This is a genomic window from Faecalibacterium sp. Marseille-P9590, assembly GCF_017377665.1.
Lineage (GTDB): Bacteria > Bacillota > Clostridia > Oscillospirales > Ruminococcaceae > Faecalibacterium.
This window is the reverse complement of the sequence record NZ_JAFREF010000001.1, coordinates 355,036-372,488: the sequence shown is the minus strand read 5'-3', so window position 1 is coordinate 372,488 and position 17,453 is coordinate 355,036. Positions and strand designations below refer to the sequence as shown.

General features: G+C 52.4%; 21 protein-coding genes and 1 riboswitch. Of the genes, 19 read left to right on the top strand and 2 right to left on the bottom strand.

All coding sequences use genetic code 11. From position 1 onward, the window contains the following. Positions 1 to 38 precede the first annotated feature (38 nt). The 12 genes from J3349_RS01855 to J3349_RS01795 all read left to right on the top strand — a co-directional run bounded on the left by J3349_RS01855 (position 39) and on the right by J3349_RS01795 (position 7,917). Entirely contained in the window at positions 39 to 521 is a 483-nt protein-coding gene (locus J3349_RS01855; protein WP_112091827.1) for a peptide-methionine (S)-S-oxide reductase, read from the top strand. A gap of 26 nt (positions 522 to 547) precedes the next feature. Continuing rightward, a complete protein-coding gene (locus tag J3349_RS01850; protein ID WP_347564959.1) occupies positions 548 to 727 on the top strand; it encodes a DUF554 family protein in 180 nt (59 codons plus the stop codon). Between the two features lie 28 nt (positions 728 to 755). Next, positions 756 to 1,091, top strand: coding sequence for a hypothetical protein (locus J3349_RS01845; RefSeq protein WP_207676259.1), 336 nt, complete (start codon positions 756 to 758; stop codon positions 1,089 to 1,091). A gap of 56 nt (positions 1,092 to 1,147) precedes the next feature. Continuing rightward, entirely contained in the window at positions 1,148 to 1,639 is a 492-nt protein-coding gene (locus J3349_RS01840; RefSeq protein WP_207676258.1) for an HD domain-containing protein, read from the top strand. Between the two features lie 304 nt (positions 1,640 to 1,943). Further along, positions 1,944 to 3,158 carry a Fic family protein gene (locus tag J3349_RS01830; RefSeq protein WP_207676257.1) on the top strand — a complete coding sequence of 405 codons (1,215 nt, stop codon included), beginning with the start codon at positions 1,944 to 1,946 and terminating at the stop codon, positions 3,156 to 3,158. After that, positions 3,155 to 3,610, top strand: a complete 456-nt coding sequence (locus J3349_RS01825) for a (deoxy)nucleoside triphosphate pyrophosphohydrolase (protein ID WP_207676256.1) — start codon at positions 3,155 to 3,157, stop codon at positions 3,608 to 3,610. The genes J3349_RS01830 and J3349_RS01825 overlap by 4 nt, the downstream gene beginning before the upstream one ends. Before the next feature lie 465 nt (positions 3,611 to 4,075). Further along, positions 4,076 to 4,867, top strand: coding sequence for a hypothetical protein (locus J3349_RS01820; protein WP_207676255.1), 792 nt, complete (start codon positions 4,076 to 4,078; stop codon positions 4,865 to 4,867). Next, complete coding sequence (locus J3349_RS01815) at positions 4,864 to 5,190, top strand: DUF6551 family protein (RefSeq protein WP_207676254.1); 327 nt, start codon at positions 4,864 to 4,866, stop codon at positions 5,188 to 5,190. The genes J3349_RS01820 and J3349_RS01815 overlap by 4 nt, the downstream gene beginning before the upstream one ends. 135 nt (positions 5,191 to 5,325) lie before the next feature. Continuing rightward, positions 5,326 to 5,658, top strand: a complete 333-nt coding sequence (locus J3349_RS01810; protein WP_112091640.1) for a type II toxin-antitoxin system PemK/MazF family toxin — start codon at positions 5,326 to 5,328, stop codon at positions 5,656 to 5,658. 60 nt (positions 5,659 to 5,718) lie between these two features. Next, on the top strand, positions 5,719 to 5,955 hold the full coding sequence (locus tag J3349_RS01805; protein WP_005922522.1) for a hypothetical protein: 237 nt from the start codon (positions 5,719 to 5,721) through the stop codon (positions 5,953 to 5,955). Between the two features lie 180 nt (positions 5,956 to 6,135). Next, positions 6,136 to 6,669 carry an AbrB/MazE/SpoVT family DNA-binding domain-containing protein gene (locus J3349_RS01800; protein ID WP_207676252.1) on the top strand — a complete coding sequence of 178 codons (534 nt, stop codon included), beginning with the start codon at positions 6,136 to 6,138 and terminating at the stop codon, positions 6,667 to 6,669. A 162-nt stretch (positions 6,670 to 6,831) separates the two neighbouring features. Then, complete coding sequence (locus J3349_RS01795; protein WP_207676251.1) at positions 6,832 to 7,917, top strand: hypothetical protein; 1,086 nt, start codon at positions 6,832 to 6,834, stop codon at positions 7,915 to 7,917. 122 nt (positions 7,918 to 8,039) lie between these two features. Here the strand turns inward: J3349_RS01795 and J3349_RS01790 are convergent, their stop codons facing one another. Continuing rightward, positions 8,040 to 8,474 (bottom strand): helix-turn-helix transcriptional regulator, encoded by a 435-nt coding sequence (locus J3349_RS01790; protein WP_207676250.1) that lies wholly within the window; start codon positions 8,472 to 8,474, stop codon positions 8,040 to 8,042. 71 nt (positions 8,475 to 8,545) lie between these two features. After that, entirely contained in the window at positions 8,546 to 9,025 is a 480-nt protein-coding gene (locus J3349_RS01785; RefSeq protein ID WP_158394710.1) for a sigma-70 family RNA polymerase sigma factor, read from the bottom strand. Between the two features lie 79 nt (positions 9,026 to 9,104). On the opposite strand from J3349_RS01785, the gene J3349_RS14150 reads away from it, so the two are divergent. The 7 genes from J3349_RS14150 to J3349_RS01750 all read left to right on the top strand — a co-directional run bounded on the left by J3349_RS14150 (position 9,105) and on the right by J3349_RS01750 (position 17,432). Then, positions 9,105 to 9,230 (top strand): hypothetical protein, encoded by a 126-nt coding sequence (locus tag J3349_RS14150; protein WP_278251784.1) that lies wholly within the window; start codon positions 9,105 to 9,107, stop codon positions 9,228 to 9,230. Positions 9,231 to 9,532: 302 nt separating this feature from the next. After that, on the top strand, positions 9,533 to 10,003 hold the full coding sequence (locus tag J3349_RS01775) for an Hsp20/alpha crystallin family protein (RefSeq protein ID WP_207676249.1): 471 nt from the start codon (positions 9,533 to 9,535) through the stop codon (positions 10,001 to 10,003). A 362-nt stretch (positions 10,004 to 10,365) separates the two neighbouring features. Further along, a riboswitch (cyclic di-GMP riboswitch) is annotated at positions 10,366 to 10,461 on the top strand. A gap of 104 nt (positions 10,462 to 10,565) precedes the next feature. Then, complete coding sequence (locus J3349_RS01770) at positions 10,566 to 12,104, top strand: EAL domain-containing protein (RefSeq protein ID WP_207676248.1); 1,539 nt, start codon at positions 10,566 to 10,568, stop codon at positions 12,102 to 12,104. Then, complete coding sequence (locus J3349_RS01765) at positions 12,101 to 13,786, top strand: SpaA isopeptide-forming pilin-related protein (RefSeq protein WP_158394707.1); 1,686 nt, start codon at positions 12,101 to 12,103, stop codon at positions 13,784 to 13,786. The genes J3349_RS01770 and J3349_RS01765 overlap by 4 nt, the downstream gene beginning before the upstream one ends. A gap of 16 nt (positions 13,787 to 13,802) precedes the next feature. Next, positions 13,803 to 15,848 (top strand): polysaccharide biosynthesis tyrosine autokinase, encoded by a 2,046-nt coding sequence (locus tag J3349_RS01760; RefSeq protein WP_207676247.1) that lies wholly within the window; start codon positions 13,803 to 13,805, stop codon positions 15,846 to 15,848. Positions 15,849 to 15,951: 103 nt separating this feature from the next. After that, positions 15,952 to 16,620 carry a VanZ family protein gene (locus J3349_RS01755; RefSeq protein ID WP_207676246.1) on the top strand — a complete coding sequence of 223 codons (669 nt, stop codon included), beginning with the start codon at positions 15,952 to 15,954 and terminating at the stop codon, positions 16,618 to 16,620. 20 nt (positions 16,621 to 16,640) lie between these two features. Next, positions 16,641 to 17,432: a ChbG/HpnK family deacetylase gene (locus tag J3349_RS01750; RefSeq protein WP_207676245.1), complete on the top strand. Its 792-nt coding sequence runs from the start codon at positions 16,641 to 16,643 to the stop codon at positions 17,430 to 17,432. Positions 17,433 to 17,453: the final 21 nt, after the last annotated feature.

The following is a 17,453-nucleotide window of genomic DNA, read 5'->3' as shown; positions in this document are numbered from 1 at the left end:
ATGCAAACTGTACCAGTAAAAGAAGGAAAGTCAAGAGTATGGAAACGGTATACATTGCAGGCGGGTGCCTTTGGGGCGTCCAGCATTTTTTTGACACGGTGCCCGGTGTACGGACGACCGAAGCCGGGAGAGCCAACGGAACAACAAACACGCTGGACGGCCCGTATGATGGATACGCAGAGTGCGTTAAAGTGGTCTTTGATGAGAAATGTACCAGTGTTACAGAGCTTATGGAGCATCTGTTTGAAATCATCGACCCGTACAGCCTGAACAAACAGGGCGTTGATGTTGGAAAAAAGTATCGCACGGGGCTTTACAGCACAAATCTCGGACATCTGGAAGAAGCAAGAGCCTTTATTGACAGCCGGAAGGACCGGGATAAAATCGTTGTGGAAGTGCTGCCGCTGACGAATTACGTCCGGAGTGCAGAGGAGCATCAGCACCATCTGGAGCGGTACCCGGAAGACTGCAGCTACTGTCATATCCCGGATGAAGTCTTAAACAAATACAGGAATCAGTAAGCAAAGGAAAAACGAAAATGCGGGGATTGGGAACGATCATCAATGCGCTGGCCATTGTGATAGGCGCTGTGCTGAACAATCTCTCGCTGGTAGGAAATATTCTGATTTTTTGTGTGGGCATCAATCTGGTGTGGCCAAGAACCATCAAGGTGGCAAACCTGCTGCCGTCCCTTCTGGTTGCAGTGGCGCTGACGGGGATTTTATGAATCGGAACTTGACGAGGAGTGTGATTGTATGAAAAAGAAGCTATCTGTTATAGCTGTAATCATCTTGGTTCTTGCGATATGTGTATCGGCGTGGTTTTATGGATACTACAATCACAAAAGCAACGACAATCTTCCCACTCTGGCGGCAATCGCAGAAATGAGTGAAGCCGATGTTAATAACCTTTTGCCTGGGTATCATATTGACCAGCTTAGAGAGGTATGGGGGAAGCCTGATACCAGTGAAAACGGCACAGCATGTTGGAAAATAGGAAATGATACCATTCTCGTTGTGAGTTATAAAAATAATGGTATAGTTGCGATTTGTGGTCTTAAAGACGATAGCGGTACCTCCATAGGAGAATAACAAATTCGCGTTTATCAAGGTGAACATTTAAGTATTAAAAACGGGAGTGAAAACAAATGATGACCATTGCACAGATCATGGAAAAGATGATCGCCTTTTCCGAAGGGAATATCCATGACATCACGCACCTGAGCTGTGTGTGGACCTATGCCAAAACCATTGGTGAGCTGGAGGGGTTGGACGCAGACACGCAGTTTATTCTGGAGGTGGCGGCCATCACCCACGATATCGCCTGCCCGCTCTGCCGCAAAAAGTACGGCAACACCAATGGTAAATATCAGGAGCAGGAGGGTGCCCCGCTGGTGCGGGAGTTCTTGGCGGATACCGGCATGACAGCGGCACAGATCGACCGGGTGGCCTATCTGGTAGGGCACCACCATAGTTCGGCGCAGATCGACGGCATTGACTATCAGATTCTGATTGAGGCAGATTATATCGTCAATGCGTCCGAAAGCGGGTACGACCAGCAGGCAATCCGAACCTTTATGGAACATACGATGAAGACGGCAGCAGGTATCCGGCTGACGAAAACAGTGTTTGAAGTGTAAAAATGATTCAGAAGCATTGCTTTGAATGCGGTACGGCATTGATTGAAAAAGAACTGGAAGAAGAGGGCATTGTGCCTTATTGCCCGAAATCCGTCCCAACAGCCTTGCAGCGGAATTTTTGAATGCGTATCTGGACGAAGTGGGGAATAAGCCGATGGAGACGTGATTCGTGACGGAACCACGGGAATTTTGACGGGGAGTATGGAAAAAAAGTTGGTTCGGCCTGTTTCGGTTGACTTTTTATAAAGAATTGGTATATTGATACTATATAGTATCAATAAGTATCAACTGCGAGGTGGACAGAATGGATGGGGCACAGTTTGCCAAAATGCTTTCAGATAAGCATTTGTTTGAACTCAATCGGATGGAATACAAGTACTCGACTGTCAGAGTCAAAGAATTTGCCGAATTGCTGCGGCAAAACTTTGCGCAGCCTCTGCCGTTGACTGATTTTTCTGGAAATAAGCTGTTTTACCTGCCGAACCTCGCGCAAATTTCAACAAATGGTATGAAGCAGTTGCTCTCTGTCCCTGTCAGTGGACAAAACTTCGGTTTGTCGGCGATGACCGAGGAAATTTATGCTACTTTTCAAATTGAAAGTATCCGCTCGACCCGCAGCAGTATCCGTTATATCCTCGATGGTTATGCCCCTCGTGATGAACAAGAAGCCCGCATCTATGGTATGAAGCGCGGACTGGAGTTTATCGCGAATCGTCAGAATACGATCACCGAGGAGAATCTGCATCACCTATATCAGATCAGCACAGGGGATTATCTCCCGGATGAAGATCGATTACTGCCAAACCACTTTTATCGGCATGGCGAGGTTTTTATTGTGGGCGGTGAAGAACCCAGACCGGGACTTCCGGCAGAGTGGCTTCCCGGTGCTATGAAATGTCTTGTCGATTTTGCGAATGCCAATGACGGCATCAATGAGCTGCATAAGGCTGCCATTCTGCACTTTGCTTTTGCATACTACCACCCTTATTTTGACGGGAATGGACGCACTGCACGGCTATTCCACCTCTGGTATCTTGTTCAGCAGGGCTATCCTGCGGCACTGTTCACGCCGTTTTCCCGATACATCGCTGAAAACAAGGACGCATATTACAAAGCCTACGAACGCGTGGAGAGAAATGCTCTGATTTCCGGCTATACGGATGTGACTCCCTTTCTGTTCTACTTCTGCAATGAGGTCTATAACCGCCTGCAGGTGGATGCAGTCCCGCCGAAAACTGATCTTGAGGTTTATCAAACTGCTCTTGCGGAAGGAAAAATCACAGAAAAAGAACGGCTGCTCTGGGAGTATGTTCTGTCTGCTTATGGTGCAGAGGAGTTTACCACAAAGCAGCTGGAAAAGGATTTCCGAAACGCTGCGTATGCAACTATTCGGACGTTTGTGATGAAATTCCATGAGATGGGGCTGCTTACTGCAAGAAAAGCAGGAAACAGGGTGTTCTATCATGTCGGTGGGACTTCTGACGGTCGGCCTAATGAATCCAAAAGGAGAACGTTATGAAAACGATTCGTGTTGTGGCCGCTGTGATCTGCGATTCCATGCAGGCAAAACGCAAAATTTACGCTACCGCCCGCGGCTATGGTGACTACAAAGGTCAATGGGAGTTTCCGGGCGGCAAAATCGAGCCGGGTGAAACCCCGCAGCAGGCTCTGAAGCGGGAAATTGAAGAAGAACTGGACACGGAAATCGCCGTGGAGGATTTAATTGGTACAATCGAGTACGATTATCCGGCGTTTCATCTTTCCATGGACTGCTTCTGGTGTGAAGTGGTTTCCGGCGAGCTTGTGCTGAAAGAAGCGGAAGCTGCACGATGGCTGACAAAAGATGACATTGATTCCGTTCCGTGGCTCCCGGCGGATCAGACTATTTTGGATGTTATCAGAAGTTCAATGCAGCCAGTGAAACCACTCCATACTAGCGAATATGACAACGAACCTCTGCAGAGATGCTGAGTGTTTACGGCATGAAGGATGAACTGCGCCGTCCCATGATGCTGCTGGTGAAAGCCGCTATTCCGAAAAAATTGTAAAACAGAGGCCTCTGAATCTTTTCCTAATAAGAAAGAGATTCGGAGGCCTTTATTGGTTGATTTAGCTAACAGTCGTGTCGAAAGACATCCCGTCTGAGGGCAAAGCGAAGGTTTTGCTTTTCAGGCGGGATTTTTTTGCTTTTTGGGACTGTTGTATACAATATATGGACTAAGAGGGTGGGTGACTTGGACTACGAGTCCATAAACTTTTGCTCGAAAGTACGATACAATCATGTCACGGAAACGGACCGGGCCCGAGAGGGAGCGGAAACCGGAGCCGATGGACCTTGAAAATTGAATATGCAGCTTCAGGTACTTCCAGATAATGATGCTTCCGTAATTCGCGGCCCGGTCATAAAGAAGACGGGGTGGCCGAGAGGCCAATGGAGTGGTGCAAATCCAACGCCTGATTGTTTCCCTTTCTCAGGGGTGCCGGGGGCAAATTAAGAGAAACCATACAGAAAAACGCACTTGCGAACGAATCGCCGTAGAACATGGTGTTGGGTCTGCGACGGTACGACGTGCTGAAAAGTATTCACGAGGCATTGATGCTGCGGAAGAAGCGGTGCCCGGTGCGCAGGAAGAGATCCTGACCGGGCATATCAAGGCGACAGATGAACAGATCGTAGCGCTTGCTTCAATTCCAAAGGAAGAGCGCACGGCAATTCTTGAGGAACTCAAGAAGAAAAAGAGTGACCGTGATGATACGGTCCTCGAACGCCTGAAGCCGAACAGGCCACCACCGAAGCCAAAGCCTGCACCGCAGAAGAAAAAGCCAACGGCAACGGAAAACAACACGGCGTCGCAGGCAGAACAGCCGGAAACGTCGGTACAGGCACCAATCACCGAGTCCCCGCCGGAAGAGGAAATTGAGCCGACCAGCAATGCGCCACCAAGTTTTCTTCAGAGCATACAGGGTCATAAACGGCACTTGTCCGAAGAAGACAAGGCCCGACTGCAGGCCTCGGTGGATGCCCGTTACAAGGATAAAGCAGCAGCAACCGGCTCCATCATGCTGTGCGAACTGCAGGGAGCAACGGAAGATTTTATTTTTCGATGGAATGTTGTCTTTCAAGAACACCCGGAGGTTCTGATCGATAAAGTCTGCCAAAAGAAACTTTCTGAACTAATGGACCGAATGATGTCTTACCTGAAAACCGTAAAGGAGGAGAAATTATGATGAATTCAAATTTAAACCTCAGTGCTTTGCCTGAATGCAAGTTTGCCTATCAGATGGTGAACAGTGCGCTGCTGATCCCGTGCGCTGAATATCAGCGTGTTCTGCATGTCGAAAAGGTTGCTCATATCGCGGAAAACTTTTCGGAGTACGAGGGCGAGTACAGCCGGGAGCGGCTGGTGCAGCAGCTGGCAAGGACACATCCGAAAACCATCACGCAGCTGGCACAGAAAGACACCGGAAGTTCTGCAAACCGCCATATGCGGCAGATTCTTCGCATCTATAACGGTGCCAGCCGTGAGATGAGCCTGCCGCTGAAAAACTGACAATTTCGTTCTACCTCCTGAACAACAGCCGTCGTGGTATCCGTCTGCGGCGGCTGTTTCTTACATAAAAAGGAGGTTGATTTTTATGTTGCCGAACAATTGGAGATATCTCAGGGGGACATCTACTATGCAGACATGGAGCCGCATATCGGCTCGGAACAGGGCGGGAAACGCCCTGTGGTAGTTCTGCAGAACAACATTGGAAACCGTCATTCGCCTACACTGATCGTTGCAACTGTTACCACCCGGACGGAAAAGAAGAAAAACCAGCCCACCCATGTGCTGGTGGATTCCAACCCGGCCTTTGAAGAACCGTCCATGATTCTTCTGGAGCAGATCTTCACGATCGATAAATCCCGCATCGAACGCTTTATGGGCTATGCCAGCAAGGCTGAAATGCTCCGCATTGATATGGCTTTGCTGGTCAGTCTGGCTCTGAATGTTCTGAGCGGAAACCGCAGCGAATAGCGGACAACCAGTAACCCGTAAAAATGAGGTGATAGCGATGTAATCGGAGGTGAGTGAGCCATGCGAAAGAGTGCCCCCATTGAAGTGGTGGTACATTACCCCAAAACGAAAGAGGGATGGGACGAACTCGGAAAACGGGTCGCAACCGCCCACGCCAACTATGTGATCGAAAAAATCGACCGTCTGAACTGCCCCACATGGCAGAAGCTCGAATTGCTGCAGGCGGTGATCGATACTACCAAAGGAACTTACAAACCCAAGGAACACCAAAAGCCCGGCTGGCAGCCGAGCCGATAAACAAAGCCCCACGCTCAACATATGCTTTTCTGCTCTGACCAGAGACGGTCAGATTCAGAGGCAGTGTTGAGCGTGGGGCTTTTTGTGTTACATAAGTGTTTTGAAATGCTGCTGACACAACAAAACGGTTGATTGTTGGCGGCCAATATGGTATTCTTTTTGTAAGGGAAGGTGAAGTGCATGAATCGTCGCAGCGTGAAAATTATGAGAAGAAAAGCCGGGGGAACAGCAGGAAAGAATGCAGAAAAGTATTCGCTCAATCTCCCGGCAGGGTGGCTTCATACAATGGGGCTTTCAAAAGAGGATCGTGTGGAACTCTCTTTTGACGGTGAAAAAATCACCGTCCGACCGCTTGCATCAACAGACCCGGAACTGTTTCGCAGAAATGCAGAACAGAAAGGACATCAGCTGAAAGAATATCGGTATTATGACGGAGATACGTTGTGTACCGTGATCCTGGCAGATTTTACAGCCCAGCAGGTCTGCGTTGAAAATAAGATCGACGATGTGCTGGATACTGCGTTTGGTGTGAACGAAACGCCCTCATGGGAAGATTTCCTGGCCTTTCTGGCAGACCGATGCATTCCGAAAACACGAAAGGGCTTGGATTACTATCTGGATGCTGTTGGCGTTCCGGAATATGACCCGGTTCTGCTTGTTGAAAAGACGCAGGGAAGAATGGCGGAGGATCACAAATGGCTGGAAATTATTTGACGCTGCATATTACCCAAAACAGTTCCGCTTTTTGCTGAAAGAGCGTATCGAAACCGTCCTGATGGAGCAGCAGAAAAAGCTTTTTGAAAAGTAAAAGCTCTTGCGTCCCGTGAAAAAAGAAGGTAATATAAATACAGAGCAAGACACAGAACGCAGGGAGGGATGAAAACCATGTTTTACGAGATCATGCACCGGGAAAGCTGTGTGGCACAACTCAGCACAACAGGGGAATGCAGGGTCTGCCTCGAGGATTTCATGCCCTATGATCTGGTTCTGGTGGAATCGGATGATTTTGACGAGCGCATCAATAATGTAACGAACTTTTACTATTGGTGCGCCTCCCGGATGTTGACGTTGGATCGCACCTACGCCAAGGAAATCCTGAACAGTATCGGTGCATCTCAGAGTGTTACGGACAGGGAACGAGCACAGATTGCATTATCCTACCATTGTCTGTCTTTGCTGGATGTGTTCTGGGTGAAAGAAGAAAACGAGAAGATTCGATTCGAGGATATCAACCTTTTCGCACACTCCTTAAGCAATGCGCTTGTGGATATTGCGCTGCGGGGGCACCAAATGACGGTGACAAACGCCCATCTTCTGGCAAATGACCTGTCTACGGGTGGCGTGTACCCCAAGGCGTGGGTGCGCAAAGAGGATGGCTTCTATCTTTACAAGGATGGTGGCAGGGATGCGGTGGAACGTGAAGTGCTGGCAAGCAAAATCTGCCGGTGCTTTGACTGCCATCAGGTACTGTATGAGCAGGGGATGTTTGAAAATGAGCCGGTTTCTATCAGCAAAATCATGACATCTCAGCGATACAGTCTTGTGACCTATGCAGCCTATGACGTCTACTGCACGAACCATGATTGGAACACACTGGATAAGATCTTAGAGCTGGATGCTCCCAGCTACTATATGATGAACATTCTGGATTATCTGGTGGGCAATACCGACCGTCATTGGGAAAATTGGGGTCTGCTGGTAGACAACGAAACCAATCAGCCCATCCGTCTGCATGACCTGATGGACTTCAACCGGGCGTTTCGGCAGTACGACACGCCAGAAGGCGCAAACTGTCTGACCGTGGGAAAACGCCATCTGAGCCAAAAAGATGCTGCAGTGGAAGCGGTGCGGAACATCGGACTGAACCAAGTCCGTCAGGTGGAGCACACCGTATTCTCCGAGCATCCGGCATGGAAAGCAACGTTTGAAGAACGACTGCGTGTTTTACGGAACGCCATGTAAGTCAGAGCGAATATCAGAATGATTGAAACAGAATGATTCCATAACGAAAGCCCGTCTGCGCTGCCACATATCGTGGCTTGCAGACGAGCTTTTTCGTTTGGCCGGAGAAAAATTACCATACCTCACATGCGAAGCATAGATGGAAAATCGGAACCAAGGTTTTCCACCAGAAGGCAAAAGCACCTCTGACTGATAGTCTTTTGTCCGTTTTCCCAGCAGCGAATACTTGTCCTGCCTACCTTGGCATGGTCGGCAAGCTGCTGACGGCTCCAGCCTTTTGCCTCCCGGTATCTGCGGAGGAAGTCTCCGCCGCCCCGGTGCAGAAACAGGGTGTAGTCGTCCAGAATGTCCTCCACCGGGATGCCGTAAAGGGCGGCGAGCTTGTCCGCAAGTTCCGGCGTAAAGCTGCGGTGAAATATGCCGCTTTCCAGATCCCGATAGAGCCATTCCTCCATGCCAACCATGGCAGCAACCTCTTTTTGCAGCAGGTCAAGACCATAGCGGCACCAACGCAGACGGTCCCATGGGTCCGGGATGTCGGCGTAAGAATGGTACATACGGTAGAACGCCTGCGCCTCTACGGTAGTGCGGGGGCCTGCCAAACTTACCTGTAAGATGTATAGAGGGGTTAGACCACAACCCTCACATGACACCCTCTGAAGCAGAAAAAAGGAACCACTCTCTCGGCTCCAAAAAATCCATTTTGACGTAGATGCGTCATTGCGTGAAAGAGGTGGATTCTCTTTTCCATCCCAAAGTGCGCTGGGGAGAGGATAGCATTTTCGATGCACCGGCTGGCATAAGTGGAGAAGCGCGCCCGGCGGGTGGAGTCGAAGGTGTCTACGGCTTTCATCAGGCCAATGGTGCCGATGGAAATCAAATCGTCCTGCTCAGAGGGGAGAGCATAGTATTTCTTTGCGATGTGCGCCACTAAGCGCAGATTGTGGCGGATGAGCTTTTCCCGGGCGGATGAATCACCGGCCCGCAGATCGGCGAAGGCCCTGATCTCTTCCTGTGGACTCAGCGGGCGGGGGAAACTGCCCGCTTCCAGATGGAGCGCAAGCACGAGGAATTTGGACGCGAAAAATTGCAGCAGGGTCAACAGCATACGGAACACCTCCAAAACCGTTCTTCTATACAGTATGAACGGGGAGAGGGGGTTCAGAATCGTTTTCTGCTTATAGAAAATGGTGATCTATATGACAGGGGAGCAGAGCTATCGATATTATAATGAGTTTCTCTGGCCGGACCGCTATGCTGACTGTGTGCCTATGGATAAGGCACTGAAACTGCTCAAGAGTGAAGTGGAGTAAGCGTTGAAATACAGAGAAATCGCAGGCGGTGCAAAGAACTGCTGTGCCTGGCGCTTTTGCTGAATGAAGACGATGATACGACTGATTTTTGAAAAGATTGCATGAGATTTTATCAAAGTATTATTCTTTTGTGAATTTTAGCACTCTATGCTTGACAGTGCTAAAAACATGTGCTATAACTAAGCCGTGCTCAGGAGAGAGGGGCATGAGGGAGCCGCAAGGCTCCCGGGAAGACTCCGCTCCTGATGCACATCTCATAAATTTTTTGCCCGACCCGAACGCCGGGATTGGAGGAATGATTTATGTTTATGCCGACTATTTTTCATGAAAACCTGTTCGATGATTTCTTTGACCCGTTCTGGAACGATGGTGCGCTGGAGCGTGCGATGAACCGTGAAGAGCGTGAGACCTTCGGCAAGCGCGGTGCAAACATGATGAAGACCGATGTGAAGCAGACCGCCGACGGCAGCTATGACGTTGCTGTTGATCTGCCCGGCTGCAAGAAGGAAGACGTTCAGATGGAGCTGAACGACGGCTACCTGACCATTCAGGCCGTCCGCAGCCACTCCAATGACGAGAAGGATAAAGAGGGCCGCTATCTGCGCCGCGAGACTTTCTCCGGTACCTGCGCCCGCAGCTTCTATGTGGGTGACACCGTGAAGAAGGAGGACATCCACGCAAAGTTTGAGGATGGCATCCTGCACATCATGCTGCCTGCACCTCAGCAGCAGAAGGCTCTGCCGGTCAATCCCAACCTCATTGAAATTGAATAATGCCTGTGCATCGGTGTGAGGAACACCGGTGCATAGAACTTGCCCCCGGAGAGCTGCCCAAGGCTCTCCGGGGGCTTTTTGCGTTCCGGCATCTTTTCGGCAGAGAAAAGCGTGGTAGAATAGAAACCAAATAGTACCGAATCTATCGCAAGTCAAGAAAATAACACAACATGATAACAGCATATTTGCGATATGCAATGCAACGCTGTTGCTGTTGCATTAAAAAGTTGAATTGCTAGTAAGTCTGCCAAAAGAGATTTTGTATTGACTTTGAACTTTAAGAATGGTATCATAAGCACTAGAATAAGGTGAGTAGTGCGTCTTTTGTAATCGTAAGGGTACTTTGCTCCTTTAATATAATTGAATTATCTGGGCAAACTTGATGTGAGTCAAGGACGCAAAGTTTGAAGCCTTCTGGAAGTTGTTTTATAAAACCAAAAGGTGGTTCGGCTGCAAAAGGATTTTCCCTTATTTTTGGGGAAGATACTATTGCAGCCTTTTTCTTTTTGCGCTTTCAATGGTGAGAAAGGATGGAAGTATGAGGCTGTTTTCCTACCTGTCTGTGGCAGTGCTGCTTGTGAGCGGTGTTGTGCTCACAGCGTATTCTCCGGACCTGCTTTCCATGGTCATCGTCGGCTTTATGTGTATGATCACACTGGCGGGGTGCATCTATGGCCTTTTGCCGACGATCTCGTTTACGGGCGGACTGCTGAACGGACAGAACAGCATTCGCAAGGCATCCGGGACCGAAGGCAGCTCGGCGTGGGTCGCGGCGCTGCGGATCGAGCGCTTCTTCCAGCAGAAGCGGCTGGACAAGCTGTTTGGCGAGTACCGCGAGAAAGTGCAGCACCAGCGGGAGACGGGGCAGATCGTCAGCGACATCGATGAGGTCCTCAACGAGGATGTCCTTGCACTGTACACATGGCGAGGCGTCATCGCCCAGATCCCCGGCACCCTGACGGGCCTCGGCATTCTGGGTACCTTCGTGGGTCTGCTGCTGGGCCTGCGGAACATCAGCTTCGTCACGGTGGAGGCCGCTCTGGGCAGCGTGCAGTCCATTCTGGCCGGTATCGATACGGCATTCTATACCTCCATCGCAGGCGTTATCCTGTCTATCCTGTTTAATATTATAAATAATGTATTGAGGAACATCATGAATCGCGAGACGGGACTGTTCCTCGAAGAGTTCCACAAGACGGTCATCCCCACCACGGACGAGCAGGCCCGCTACAGCAGCCGCCGCGAGGTGCGGCAGATCCTGGAACTGCTGGACCGTCTGCCCAAGAACACGGGCAATGGCGCGCTGACCGGCGAAGCCATGAGCGGAAACGGCGGCAACGAGCGCGTACTGATGCCGCAGATCCTGGACGGCCTGCGCAAGAATGAGTTCACCTTCTTCCTACAGCCGCGGTATGAGCTGAACACCCGCAAGGTCATCGGTGCCGAGGCGCTGGTGCGCTGGAACCACCCGGTACTGGGCGTCGTTTCGCCCGCAGTGTTCATCCCGGTACTGGAAAGCAACGGCTATATCACGAAGCTGGACCAGTATATCTGGGAGGAAGTGTGCAAGACCATCCGGGTGTGGATCGACGAGGGTGTCCGTCCGATGCCTATTACGGTCAACGTGACCAAGACTGATATTCTGGCCATTGATGTGGCAGAATTCTTCTCGGGAATGCTGAAGAAATATCGTATCCCGCCGAAATATCTGGACATTGATATTTCGAGAACTGCCTATCTGGAAACGCACGACGTTCTGAGCGAGACAGTGGCTCAGCTGCAGCAGATGGGCTTCCGGGTCGTGCTGGACGGCTTTGACGGAAATTATATGGAGCTGAGTGCTCTGGGCGACATCGGCACCGACGTGCTCAAGCTCGACCTGTGCAGCGCCGAGATGCAGAACCGGACGAACGCACTGCCCGGTATCTTTGTGCAGGCCCGGACGCTCCGGCTGAACCTGCTGGCAGAGGGCATCGAGAGCGCAGAGCAGCTCAATGTGCTGCGCAAGGCAGGCTGCACCGAGGGACAGGGCTATTTCTTCTCCCGACCGCTGTCGGTGGATGAGTTCGCCAAGATTCTGAAAGTGGGGCACGCAGGATGAAAAGACACAGACAGAAACCGAATGAGGAGTACAACTTCTGGCAGCCGGCCACCGATATGATGAGCGGCCTTGTGTTTGTGCTGGTGCTCATCATTGCGCTGCTGGGTCTCTATCTTCTGAGCGACTACACCGGTTATGAGGAGGCGTCCTCCGTTTCCAGCGAAGGGCCTTCGTCCAGCGGCACCGGCTGGAACAATAACGACCCCGGCGGCTGGTACTATGACGGCGGCACCGGCGACGGTGATGGAGACGGCAACGGTCAGTTCGACCAGCAGATCATCCAGACCGGCGGTGGAGGCGGCTACGGCGAGGACGGCATTAAGACCGCCGTGTTCGTAGAAGTGGTCGATGATGAGACGGAGCGGCGCATCCCGGAAGCGGGCGTTACCTTCGAGCTGTACCGCACCGATACGACCCATCTGCAGAACGGAAGCCTGCAGACCCTGAATACCTATTATCCGGAAAAAATCAACTACCGCGACTATGAGACGACCGAGGAAGGCGTCTTTTATCTGCCGGAAAAGATCTGGCAGGGCAGTTACTATTTCCACGAGCTGACCGAGCCGGAGGGCTACGATGCGGCGGGGGACACCTATTATGATGTGAACCGGATGTACGACTGGCCCGACCCCTATGTGGTGCAGATCCGGCTGTCGCCCTGCAAAAACATCATTCGCATCCAGATGAACGACGCCGAGACGCAGCTGCCTGTGGGCGGCGGTACATTCCGCGTCATCGCAGCTGAGGACATCGTGACCAAGGACGGCACGGTGCGCTATACGCAGGGCCAGTATGCAGATACCATCGTCTGCGATGAGAACGGCTACGGCGAGAGCAAGGAGCTGTATCTGGGCAATTACACCGTGCAGCAGCAGACCGCACCGAACTACTACACCACCATGCAGGAAGATTTGAATGTCGAGGTGGAGAAGAAGAACGGCGAGGATCCGGAGCTGCATGAGATCGACGCAGAGAAGACCAAAATCGCATTGAGCGTCACCGATGAACTGAACTCCACCGGACTGGAAGGTGTGACCTTTGCTGTGAGCAACGAGCGCACTGGCATCACTCAGACCGTGACGACCGATGCCGCAGGCAATGTGCTGCTGACCGACCTGGACAAGAGCACGACCTATCACATCCGTGAGCAGCAGACGCTGGAGAACTACCGCCTGGACAATACGGACTACACCATGACGGTGGCGGCAGATGGCCGTATCGACGGCCTCAGCACGGCAGCTCTGTCCATCACCAACCGGATGCTGAGGGTGTCCATCCACGCAGTGGATATGGTCCTGCGCAGTGACACGGCAGACGAACAGCTCTCGCTGTACAACGCTCAGGACCAGCTCATCCAGACCTGGACGACCAACGGTTCCGGCGAGATGTTCACCGACCTGACCGAGGGCAGCTACTATGTCGTGCGCGGTGAGCCGAATGCAGAAAACGCAAAGAAATATAACTTTACCGTACAGGATACGGCAAGACAACAGAACTGGAACGTGCCGGTATTCACGCTGCGCAGTGCCATCGCGCTGGCTGTGCTGGCTGTCATCGCGGCAGGCGTCATCTGGCTGCTGGTATTCCTGTGGGGCGTGCTGGCCCGCCGCAAGGCGCGGAAGGCAGCAGAGGCTCAGAAAGAAGAAAAGAACGAAGAAGATTCGAACAAAAAAGAGTCATAAAGGGCGGTGAGAAACGATGAACAATGTTCAGCTCCGTGTAGGAGACCTGCTGTATGCGGCCTTCAAGCGCTGGAAGATGATTTTGGCGCTGGGCCTGCTGGGATTCATCTGCGGATTCGCGCTCAGCGGTGTCTCCTATCTGCAGGGCAACTACACCAGCTATGAGATCAGCTGTTCCATTGCCATCACCTCCCAATCATCGACGGGAGCCTTTACCAACAACTCCTCCTACCTGAGCACCAACGACTTCCATCTGGCGGAGGATATGGTAGACGCGGCAAGTTTTGTGATGAAGAGCAACCGTGTATTGCAGGCGGCCCTTGACAGCACAGGCCTTGTGTCGGTCTCGACGAAGGATGTTTACCAGAATCTGGAGGTGAGCCGGTACAACGAGACACAGGTCCTTCAGCTCACTCTGAGCTGGAACAATGCGGACGCCGGCATCCGGCTGATGAACGCCATTCTGGACGCCAGCAGGACGATCCTGCCGGAGACGCTGATGGTGGGATCGGTGGCGGTCATCGACGCCCCGGAGGCAAAGTACCTGATGGGTGGCGGCAGCTATGCCAGCCTCTGGATCATCTTCAGCCTGCTGGGCCTGATGGCCGGTGTGGGCATGGCAGTTCTGGAACTGCTTATGCGGCCCACTCTGGTGAACCTGAAAGACGTGGAGGATGTTCTGGGTCTGGAAACGCTGGGCAATGTCCCGAAGGACGACGGCTATTTCCAGAAGAATACCCAGCTCCTGAGCGAAAAGCACCGCTCGGATGCCGAAGCTGTGCAGAACTTTGCCTCGGCGGCATATATCCTGACCAATCGCTTCGGCACGAAGGAAAAGCAGCACCGGTTCTATGTGACCTCTGCCGAGGACGGCGAGGGCAAGAGCACGGTGGCAGCGAACCTGGCTCTGCAGCTTTCGGATATGGAAAAGCGCACTCTGCTGCTGGACCTGAACACCCGCGCCCCGAGTCTGGGCGGAATGTTTCTGCAGAGCGTGGATTACAGCCGGACTCTGAATGCTCTGTATAAGGGCGAGTCTGCTGCACAGGAGGCCATCGTTTCGCTGACGGGCTTTCTGGACCTGCTGCCGATGGTACTGGAGCGCAACGCCGTGCCTCTGGATGGTACGCTGTTCGAGCTTCTGGAAAAAATCATGGAGCCCTACGAGTACGTGGTCATCGACGCTTCGTCGGTGGGTCGTTCCTCGGACGTGCTGCGCCTGAACAAACTGGCGAACAATGTGCTGTTTGTGGTGCGCTACGATGCGACGCCGCTGCCCGCTCTGCAGGATGCCATTGAAAAGCTGGATAAATCCGGTGTGCGTGTGCTGGGCTGTGTGGTCAATGAGACGCAGTCTCTGGGGACCTTCCAGTTCTATCCGGAGCGCACTGCAGTTTCGAACGCATCGAAAAAGAACGAAAATACGGACGAAAAAGAAACTGGCGGCTCGCTGCCGGAAGATCTGCTTCGCCCGGCGGACGGTCAGGAGAAGGCCGCTGACTGGAAGCCGTCCGGTGCAGGGAGCCAGAGCGTGCTGGACGAACTGACAGACGACCTGTACCAGACAAAGGGCGGCCTGAGCGACAATGAGGCCATGTGGGAATTGCTCCGCATGGGCAAAGACGGAAGCTGGAAGCAGACAGACCCGGAAAAACCGGAAAGCAAAGCCTCTCAGGCACAGCCGCAGGAAGCTGCTGCCGCCCCGGCAGAGGTCGCAGAGATGCAGCCGACCGAGGAAGAAAGCAGCATCTCTCCGGAGCCGCCTGTGTTTGAAAAGCCGGAAGAATCTGCCGCAGCAGAGCCGGAACTGCAGAAAACGGAAGAGATTTGGGCCGAGCCTGAGAAGGCCGAAGCTGACATGGCTCCTCTGGAGCAGCCGCTCCCGGCAGAGCTGCCGCCGGAACCTGAACAAAAAGCGGCACCGGCACCCAAGCACGAGCGCAAGTCTGCTCCGGAACACAAATATATCTATAAGGAAGGATCGGATGCCGCAGTAGAAAAGCACGGAAAGCCGTCGTCCCGCAGGGGGCTTGGCATTTTCGGCAAAAAAACAAAGCATTGAGCACAGGATGACAGCGCAGGCTGTCATCCTGCTTTTGGGCAGAAGGTTCCCGGCGGTATGCCGCAGGAAGGCCGGAACTGGGAAAGAGTAAGAGGAAAATAACATGACCATCCTGTTAGCGATCATCCTGTATCTTGTGGGATTTTATCTGCTTGCAAAGCGGACCGTCCCCGAATCTGCCGCCCCGGGCAATCGGATGATGATACGGGTGGTCCTGTTTTTTGTATACTCCTGCTTTGCGGGCGGGTTTACAGTGGCAGCCTATATGTCGGGTGACCTCGGAATGGTGCTGTATACGCTCTGCCTGCTCTTTGCTCTGGTGGAGATCGGAAACGTCATCCTGACTGTTTCCCACAGCCGCGGAGAGATAAAGCCTCAGTACGCGGTGCTGTTCGTCCTCTACATCCTTGCGATTCTTGTGGTGACCCTCATCACCCGGCAGACCCGGACGGAGACCGTCTTGCAGACGGAGCTGTTCGCCTCGGTAAAAAGCTTCCTGCTGGAAGGGGATGTGGAAGAGCTGAACCACATGATCCTGAACGTCGTGATGTTCATGCCGCTGGGCTATCTGTTCGTGCAGATGCATCCCCGGAAGCTGGGCGATGCCGCTCAGGTGCTGGGCATCGGCGTGATGCTCTCGACCATCATCGAGAGCTGTCAGCTCATCTTCCGGCTGGGAAACTGCGATGTGGACGATATTCTGGCAAACACGTTCGGCGCTCTTCTGGGCCTGGTGCTGTACAAAATCGTCCACCACAGCAGCAGAAAATAACGGCACAGGAAGGTACAGGCATGAAAAAGGATGAGTATGCAGTCATCATCAACGCGGATGATTTCGGTCAGACCGAATCGTGTACAAGAGCCATCTATGAGGCTTTTCAGAAGGGCCTGATAACCGACACAACGATGGTGGCGAACGGGGAAGCGATGGAGCTTGCATTCGCAATGGCTCCCGAAATGCGGGGCCATATCGGAGCGCACCTGAACCTGACGGAAGGTCCTGCCCTGACACCTGCGATGCGGAAAAATGCGAAATTTGTCTCAAATGGGCGGTTTACCGATTATTTCAAGACCCGCTCGAACTACTTCCGCCGCCTTTCCCCGCAGGATAAGCAGGACATCTACGAAGAATTGACGGCACAGATGGAACGGCTCATTGCCGGAGGGATAGAACTTACCCATGCCGATTCCCACCACCACATCCACTGGAACTGGATGCTTGCACCGATTTTTTTTCGGGTCTGCCGGGAGCATGGCATCTGCCGCGTGAGATGTCACAAGAATGTCCGGGGCAGATTCAAGCTGTGGAACGGGCTGTATGCTCACATCTATGGGATACGACTGAGGCAGAACGGCTTCCGCAGCCCGGAGCATTTTGAGAGCATCCGGATGTATGAGAAAACGCTTCCCGGCATCTCGGAAATGATGGTACACCCGGATCATGATTCGGACGGTGTGCTCATCGACCGGGAAAAGAAGGAGCATCTGCCGGACGGAAAGGTCGCTGCACGGGGAAAAGCACTGGAACCACTGGTCCGCAGCCGTGCGGGAAGCGTGCAGAAAATGGAATATGCCCGGCTATGACGAGCAGGATGAGGAGAAATA